This is a genomic window from Zoogloea oleivorans (genome assembly GCF_008107625.1).
Taxonomy (GTDB): domain Bacteria; phylum Pseudomonadota; class Gammaproteobacteria; order Burkholderiales; family Rhodocyclaceae; genus Zoogloea; species Zoogloea oleivorans.
In genome coordinates, this window is the sequence record NZ_SDKK01000001.1 from 1 (window position 1) to 1201 (window position 1201).

Here is a 1201-nt window from a genome sequence, read left to right on the forward strand (position 1 = left end):
CTAAAGTCCGACCCACAACCTCGTCTGGCTCGGCAGCTTGCTGCTGCGGAGATTGCCCTGCACAATCTCCGTATGGAAAGCGGAGATAAGCGGTATCTGTGGCAGGAGTCCGACTGGCCTGCCTGGCGTTATGACTTGGCGGCGCTTACTGATCCCTTGATCAAGGTCAGTCACGCGCAGGGGCGGTTGCTTGGGCGTCTGGCCGATGTGGGCCTGGCCTTGCGTGATCAGGCCAGTCTGGCGGCCCTCACCGAAGACGTCGTCAAGACCAGCGAGATCGAAGGCGAACAGCTCAAGGTGGAGTCGGTACGTTCATCCATTGCGCGTCGGCTCGGAGTGGATATTGGCGCCCTTGCGCCGGCCGACCGTCACGTCGAGGGCGTGGTCGAGATGGTGCTGGACGCCACCGGACGGGGTGATGCGGCACTCACCGAGGCGCGTTTGTTCGGCTGGCACGCGGCTTTGTTTCCCACGGGCTATAGCGGCCTTTCGCCCATCCGTGTGGGTGCCTGGCGGGACGATGCCAATGGCCCGATGCAGGTGGTTTCCGGCCCCATTCAGCGTCAGCATGTCCATTACGAAGCACCGCCGGCCGCCCGGCTGCCGGCCGAGATTGCCCGCTTTCTGGCATGGGCCAACGGCACTACGCCCGAGCCTCTGTTGCTCAAGGCCGGGCTGGCCCATCTGTGGTTCGTGACGCTGCACCCTTTCGATGACGGCAATGGCCGCATCGCCCGCGCGGTTGGCGACTGGCTGCTGGCCCGGGCCGATGGCAGTCCGCAGCGCTTTTACAGCCTGTCGGCGCAGATCCAGCGGGAGCGCAAGGACTATTACGCCATTCTGGAGCGCACCCAGAAGGCGACGCTGGACGTCACGGCCTGGTTGGCGTGGTTTCTGGAGATGCTGCTGAGCGCCGTCGATAGCGCCCAGCACACGCTGGATGCGGTGCTGATGAAGGCGCACTTCTGGCAGCGCTGGGCGGGCACGCCGCTCAACGGGCGCCAGTCAAAGTTGCTCAATCGCCTGCTCGATGGCTTCGACGGCAAGCTCACCAGCAGCAAATGGGCCGCCATTGCCAAGTGCTCGCCCGACACCGCGCTGCGCGACATCAACGAACTGATTGCCCTCGGCATCCTGCACAAAGCACCTGGAGGAGGGCGCAGCACTGGCTATTCCCTGCACGCCGAGCCCGCGCCGTCGG

At 64.9% G+C, this 1201-nt stretch carries 1 protein-coding gene; it reads left to right on the forward strand.

What is annotated here, in order from left to right; genetic code table 11:
* Positions 1–72: 72 nt before the first annotated feature.
* The coding region (locus ETQ85_RS00005) for a Fic family protein (RefSeq protein WP_148577380.1) at positions 73–1201 on the forward strand (1129 nt) is incomplete at its 3' end.